Source organism: Kitasatospora sp. NPDC093558 (assembly GCF_040683475.1).
Classification (GTDB): domain Bacteria; phylum Actinomycetota; class Actinomycetes; order Streptomycetales; family Streptomycetaceae; genus Kitasatospora.
In genome coordinates this window covers 1-5,784 of record NZ_JBFBDY010000402.1, presented here as the reverse complement: position 1 = coordinate 5,784, position 5,784 = coordinate 1, and the positions used below count along the sequence as shown (strand labels likewise).

Below are 5,784 nucleotides of genomic sequence, written 5' to 3'. Positions count from 1 at the left end.
TTGTCCGCACCCATCGACAGCGCCTTGCGCAGCGCGTCCTTCGCGTCGTCCGGGCCCACCGTCAGCACCGTGACCTCGGCACCCTCGTTCGCCTCGGCGATCCGCAGCGCCTGCTCCACGCCGTACTCGTCCAGCTCCGACAGGAGGCCGTCGACGCCGTCCCGGTCGGTGGTGTGGTCGTCCGCGAAGCGGCGGTCGCCCGTCGCGTCCGGGACGTACTTCACGCAGACGACGATCCTCAAGCTCATGAGCGGTTCTCCTGTCACGGGTGCACTGGATCCATGGCCTCAGGTCATGCCGAGGGTACTGAGTGCCAATCCCGGCCCGGCCGCGCCGTGCGCGTCGCAGGCGCCACCTGGACCGGCATGCCGTGTCGGCTCTCTTCGACTGGCGTCAGAGGCTCCGGCACGACAATACGGCACTCAGTACCCCTCGTAAAGGAACTCAGTACCCTTCCCGGTGGCCCGGGGCCCGCGGGCCGTCCTGCGGCGCCGGTCCGCCCAGGGCGACGGCGGCCTCGCCGGTGTGGACGCGGAAGGTGAGCGACTCCTGCAGGTACAGCCGGACGGCCCCGGCGTCGTGCGAGAGGTAGCCGACCGAGACGTCCTGGCCGAGGACGAGCCCGAAGTCGCCGCCGCGGGTGGAGAGCAGGAACGCGCCCTCGATCGCGGGGGCCCAGATGATGTCGCCGTCCAGGAGCCGGGCGAGGTGGTTGTGGACCGGGTAGCCGTGGTCGCTGGTCTCGTTGACGGCGGTGAAGGCGTCCGCGCCGAGGAGCAGCGAGTACGGGCCGCCGACGCCCGCGAGGCGCAGGGCGGTGAGGGCGCGGCTGACGGCGTTGGGGTAGTCGCGGACGTCGGCCGGGAGCGGGACGGGCGGGTTGGTGGCGGCGGCACGGATGCCCTCGATGGCGGCGGCCCGGTAGCCCTCGAAGACGGCACGGTCCTCGGCGAGGGCGAGGGTGCGGGCGGCGTCCTTGACGGGCTGCCAGTCGGAGTCGCGGGCGCCGCGCTCGACGTCGTCGACGGCCTCGCGCGCGAGGGTGAACGGGACGCGGAGCTCGACCACCGGCCGGGCCTCGCGGGCGTGCGCCAGGACGCCCGCGGCGGGCGGGTCGATGCCGGTGAGGTGGCCGGTGCCGACGGCGGCCAGCCCGGCGCCCTCGGGGCCGCGCAGGTCGACGACGCGGCGGCCGGCGATGTGCAGCCTGAAGGTCTGGCGGGCCTCCTCCTCGATCTCGGCCCAGGCGGCGGCGGAGACGGGGGCGAGGTCCCGGTGCAGGTTGTCCATGGTGCGGGGGTCCTTGTCAGGGGGTCCTTGTCAGGGGGTCCGCTTGAGGCTGCCGATGCCGAGCGAGCCGTCCCCCCGGACGGCGGCCGGGACGGGCGGCGGGGGCGGAGGGGCGTCGAGGAAGTCGGCGGTCGGGACGAAGAACAGCGAGCCGGTGACGGCGGTGGAGAAGTCGAGGAGCCGGTCGGTAGTGCCGGGCGGGCGGCCGACGAACATGTTGCGCAGCATCTCCTCGGTCACCTCGGGGGTGCGCGCGTAGCCGATGAAGTAGGTGCCGTACTCGCCGCCGCGGTCGAAGGAGCCGAACGGCATGTTGAAGCGGACGATCTGCCGCTCCCCGCCGTCCGGCCCGGTGACGACGGTGAGCGCGACGTGCGCGTCGGCGGGCTTCACGTCGTCGGCGAGCTCGATGTCGCCGAGCTTGGTGCGCCCGACCGCCCCCTCCTGCTCCTCGGTGCTCAGCGCGTTCCACTTGTCGAGGTCGTGCAGGTACTTCTGGACGACGGCGTAGCTGCCGCCGGCGAAGCCCGGGTCCTCGTCGCCGACCAGCGCGGCGGCCTCGGCGGCGCGGCCCTCGGGGTTCTCGGTGCCGTCGACGAAGCCGAGCAGGTCCCGGTCGTCGAAGTACTGGAAGCCCTGGACGGACTCGACGACGGTGGCGGCACCGGCGAGGCGGTCGGTGAGCCGGGCGGCGAGCTCGAAGCAGAGGTCCATCCGCTCGGCGCGCACGTGGAGCAGGAGGTCCCCGGGGGTGGCCGGGGCCCGGTGACGGGGGCCGGCCACCTCGCGGAACGGGTGCAGCGCGGCCGGCCGCGGGCCCGCGAAGAGCCGGTCCCAGGCGTCCGAGCCGATGCCGGTGACGCAGGTCAGGCCGCCCTCGGGGGCGCGGAAGCCGACCGAACGGCGCAGCCCGGCGAGGTCGGGCAGCAGGGCGCGGACGGTGTCCTCGCCGCCGGGCTGCACGGCGAGCACCAGGAAGACGGCCGCACTGGTCAGCGGGGACAGGACGGCTTGCGGCTCGGGCTCCACGGGCGGTTCCCTCCGGAGGGGGCGTCGGGAAGGGACAAAACTAATCATTTGCTGATCATTCACACTCTGGGCAGTCGTACGATTACACCGCAGAGCGGGTGGATCGGCGCGGGCAGCGCGCAGCCGGACGCAGGGGCGGTCGTCGAACCTTCAACCTGTCGCCGTCCCCGCTTTCGCGCCGGGCTGCCGGTCCCCCCGACAATGGGGTGAGAGCTCCCGAAGGGCGGCGAACCGATGGCGCCGTACATCGCGGTGAGCGCGCTGAGCCACGAGGGCCTGGTGCGCGAGCACAACGAGGACAGCCTCACGGTCGGGCCGTGGACGCTCTGCGCCACGGTGACCACCAACCCGCAGACCCTGCTCTTCCCGGTCGGCCCGCCCTGCGTCGTCGCGGTCGCCGACGGCCTCGGCGGCCACCCAGGCGGCGAGGTGGCGAGCGCCCTGGTGGCCCGCCGGCTCGCCGCGGACGGCCCCGGACTGGACGGCGAGGAGGCGGTCCGCGAGGAGCTCCAGGACTGCAACCGCGCCGTCTTCGCGGCCGCCGCCGAGGAGCCGGACCTGGCCGCGATGGGCACGACGGTGGCCGGCCTGGTGCTGCTGCCCGAGCGGGCGGTGGTGTTCAACGTCGGCGACAGCCGGGTCTACCGGGTCACCGCGGACGGGCTGCGCCTGGTGAGCGTGGACGACAGCCCGCCGCTGCCGCCCGGCCGGCGCACCACGTCGATGGTCACCCAGACGCTGGGCGGCTCGCTCGGCCTGACCTTCGTCGAACCGCACGTGCGCACGGCCCCGCTCGCCGCCGGCGACCGCTACCTGGTGTGCAGCGACGGGCTGACCGACCCGGTGCCCGAGGAGGAGCTCGCCGAGCTGCTCTCCCGGGTGTCCGAGGACTCGGACCGGTCGGACGGGAAGGCGGCGTTCGAGCTGTGGCGGGCAGCGATCGAGGCGGGCGGGCCGGACAACATCACGCTGGCGCTGGTGCGGATCGGCGGGTGACCGGCGAGGCCATGGCGATGATTCGTCACCATGGCCTCGCTGCAAGGGTGTTGACGCTGTGTTGACGCCTACTTGCGGAGCAGCAGGATCGCCCCCGCGGTCACCAGGCCGACCACGACGGCGGCCGCGCCGTACGCCAGGCGGTGCGCCCGCACCACCGGCAGGAAGCGGTCCACGGCGTAGCGGCCCGGGCCGGTCAGGGCGAGCGCGGCGGCGCCGGCCGTGAGCAGCAGCTCGTACTCGTTGCCCTTCGGCAGGAAGAAGCCGCCGCCCCAGGTGACGGCGATCGCGTTGACCATCGTGCCGAGGACCGCGGCGCCGGCCAGCGGGGTGAGCAGGCCGATCGCGAGCGCGAGGCCGCCCGCCGTCTCGGTGAGGCCCGCGACGACGGCCATGGCATTGCCCGCCGGGTAGCCGCTCGCGGTGAAGAACTGGCCGGTGCCGTCGATCCCGCCGCCGCCGAACCAGCCGAACAGCTTCTGGCTGCCGTGCGCGGCCATGGTCAGGCCGAGCACGAGGCGCAGGAGCAGGAGTCCGGCGTCGTAGGCGTGCGGGGAGGTCTCCGTCGGTCCGGAGGCCCGGTTCGGACGGGTGGACGTGGTGGGGGCGGTCGTGCTCGGGCTGCTGCTCGGCATGCGCGTCTCCATCGTTGGGGGGGTTGATCGCGGGGTGGGTGTGGTGTGCGGCCGTGCTCGGACACCCCGCTCGGTCGAACCTTGCTTTGTTGAACTTTGAACCGGCCGCTCCCCGACCGTACCGTGGAGTTCGAATTTGAACAACTGACGGCGTGCCGACAACTCGCGGACCCGGCACCGCGCGGGGCAGGGTGGAGACATGGCTGAACGCGCGCACGACGAACTGGCCACGATGCCCGGCACGCCCTACCCCGAGGCGCTCGCCGCCTTCGGCGAACGGGTGCGGCTGATCGCCCCCGGCCAGTGGGACGCCCCCACCCCCTGCACCGACTGGTCGGTCCGCGACCTCGTCAACCACCTCGCCGGCGAGCAGCTCTGGGTCCCCGAACTGCTGATGGGCGCCACCATCGCCGAGGTCGGCGGCCGCTTCGACGGCGACGTCCTCGGCGACGACCCGGTCGCCGCGTGGACGGCCGCCGCCGACGCCGCCCGGCACGCCTTCGCCGTCCCCGGCGCCACCGAGCTCACCGTCCACCTGTCGTTCGGGGACGTCACCGGCCAGTACTACCTCGACCAGATCACCGTCGACCTCGTCATCCACGCCTGGGACCTCGCCGAGGGCATCGGGCACCACACCCGGCTCCCCGCCGCCCTCGTCGACTACACCCTCGACGCCGTCGGCGGCTACGGCGACCTGTCGGCCACCGGCGTCTTCGCACCGCCAGTCCCCGTCCCGGACGACGCGAGCCCGCAGACCCGCCTGCTCGCCCTCACCGGACGCCGCGACCGGCCCCGAGAGGGCCACTGACCTGCTGATTCGCCGTCCACGCCGGCCGATGCCGGACACTGGAAGCAGCGGGGGGACGTTTCCGTGCGAGAGGCGGGCGTGCCATGGTTCGCAGGCCGGACATCCTCGGCGAGTTCACCGCCGACCACCAGGCGATCGCCGAGCTGCTCACCCGGATCGAGTCCGCGCCCGACGGCACCGCCGAGCGCTCCGACCTGCTGGCGACGCTCACCGACCTGCTGTTCACCCACTGCGCCGCCGAGGAGGAGCACCTCTTCCCGATCGTCCAGCACGACGTGCCCGACGGCGGGGCGCTGGTCTTCAGCAGCATCCACGACCACCTGGCGATCGGGCAGTACCTCTCCGACCTGCAGGGGCTCTCCCCCACCGACCCGGCCTTCGCCACCCTCCTCACCGGGCTCACCGACACCGTCCGGCGGCACCACACGGCCGAGGAGAAGAACCTGTTCCCCGCCGCCCGCAAGGCCCTGCCCGCCTCGGCCCGAGCGGCGCTCGGCGACCGGCTGCGGGCCGACCGCGAGGAGATCGCCGAGGCCGGCCCGGCTAGCTCTTCGAGCTGATCACCGCGAACCGGCCGCCCTCCGGGTCCTGGAGGCGCGCCACCCGTCCGTACGGGGAGTCGAACGCGGGCCCGAGCGCCGCACCGCCCAGCCGCTCGGCCACCACGATCGCCCGGTCGGTGTCCGCGACGGAGAACGACACCTCCCAGTGCGGCGGCGCCCCCGCCGGGCCGCCCGCCTGCTCCTTCGCGAGCGCCGCGACGCTGTGGCCCTCCGCCCGCAGCACCACCCGGTCGTGCTCCCAGCGCACGTCGAACCGCTCAGGGTCGCGGCCGTCCCAGCGGAACACCTCGCCGTAGAACAGGGCCGCCGCGAACGGGTCCGGGGTGCGCAGCTCGATCCAGACCGGGGCGCCCGGCAGGTCCAGCCGCCGGGCGCGGCCCAGCGGGCCCTCCCAGATGCCGAACGCGGCGCCGGCCGGGTCCGCCGCGAACGCGATCCGCCCGACGTCGAAGGCGAGCGGCCC

The 5,784-nt window shown here is 74.1% G+C and carries 7 protein-coding genes and 1 pseudogene; 3 read left to right on the top strand and 5 right to left on the bottom strand.

What is annotated here, in order from left to right; all coding sequences use genetic code 11:
• The 3 genes and pseudogenes from AB0O00_RS27515 to AB0O00_RS27505 form a co-directional block, all read right to left on the bottom strand.
• A pseudogene (locus AB0O00_RS27515) lies at positions 1–248 on the bottom strand (electron transfer flavoprotein subunit beta); the annotation flags it as partial.
• Between the two features lie 196 nt (positions 249–444).
• Positions 445–1,290, bottom strand: a complete 846-nt coding sequence (locus tag AB0O00_RS27510; protein WP_363656181.1) for a family 1 encapsulin nanocompartment shell protein — start codon at positions 1,288–1,290, stop codon at positions 445–447.
• 30 nt (positions 1,291–1,320) lie between these two features.
• Positions 1,321–2,367, bottom strand: coding sequence for a Dyp-type peroxidase (locus tag AB0O00_RS27505; protein ID WP_363656179.1), 1,047 nt, complete (start codon positions 2,365–2,367; stop codon positions 1,321–1,323).
• 186 nt (positions 2,368–2,553) lie between these two features.
• On the opposite strand from AB0O00_RS27505, the gene AB0O00_RS27500 reads away from it, so the two are divergent.
• Positions 2,554–3,315: a protein phosphatase 2C domain-containing protein gene (locus AB0O00_RS27500; protein WP_363656177.1), complete on the top strand. Its 762-nt coding sequence runs from the start codon at positions 2,554–2,556 to the stop codon at positions 3,313–3,315.
• Between the two features lie 68 nt (positions 3,316–3,383).
• On the opposite strand, the gene AB0O00_RS27495 is transcribed toward AB0O00_RS27500, so the two are convergent.
• Positions 3,384–3,950 (bottom strand): DoxX family protein, encoded by a 567-nt coding sequence (locus AB0O00_RS27495; RefSeq protein WP_363656175.1) that lies wholly within the window; start codon positions 3,948–3,950, stop codon positions 3,384–3,386.
• Positions 3,951–4,149: 199 nt separating this feature from the next.
• On the opposite strand from AB0O00_RS27495, the gene AB0O00_RS27490 reads away from it, so the two are divergent.
• Positions 4,150–4,758: a TIGR03086 family metal-binding protein gene (locus AB0O00_RS27490; protein WP_363656173.1), complete on the top strand. Its 609-nt coding sequence runs from the start codon at positions 4,150–4,152 to the stop codon at positions 4,756–4,758.
• A gap of 83 nt (positions 4,759–4,841) precedes the next feature.
• Complete coding sequence (locus AB0O00_RS27485) at positions 4,842–5,318, top strand: hemerythrin domain-containing protein (RefSeq protein ID WP_363656171.1); 477 nt, start codon at positions 4,842–4,844, stop codon at positions 5,316–5,318.
• On the opposite strand, the gene AB0O00_RS27480 is transcribed toward AB0O00_RS27485, so the two are convergent.
• A partial coding sequence (locus AB0O00_RS27480; protein ID WP_363656169.1) for a VOC family protein occupies positions 5,302–5,784 on the bottom strand: 483 nt, incomplete at its 5' end. The genes AB0O00_RS27485 and AB0O00_RS27480 overlap by 17 nt on opposite strands.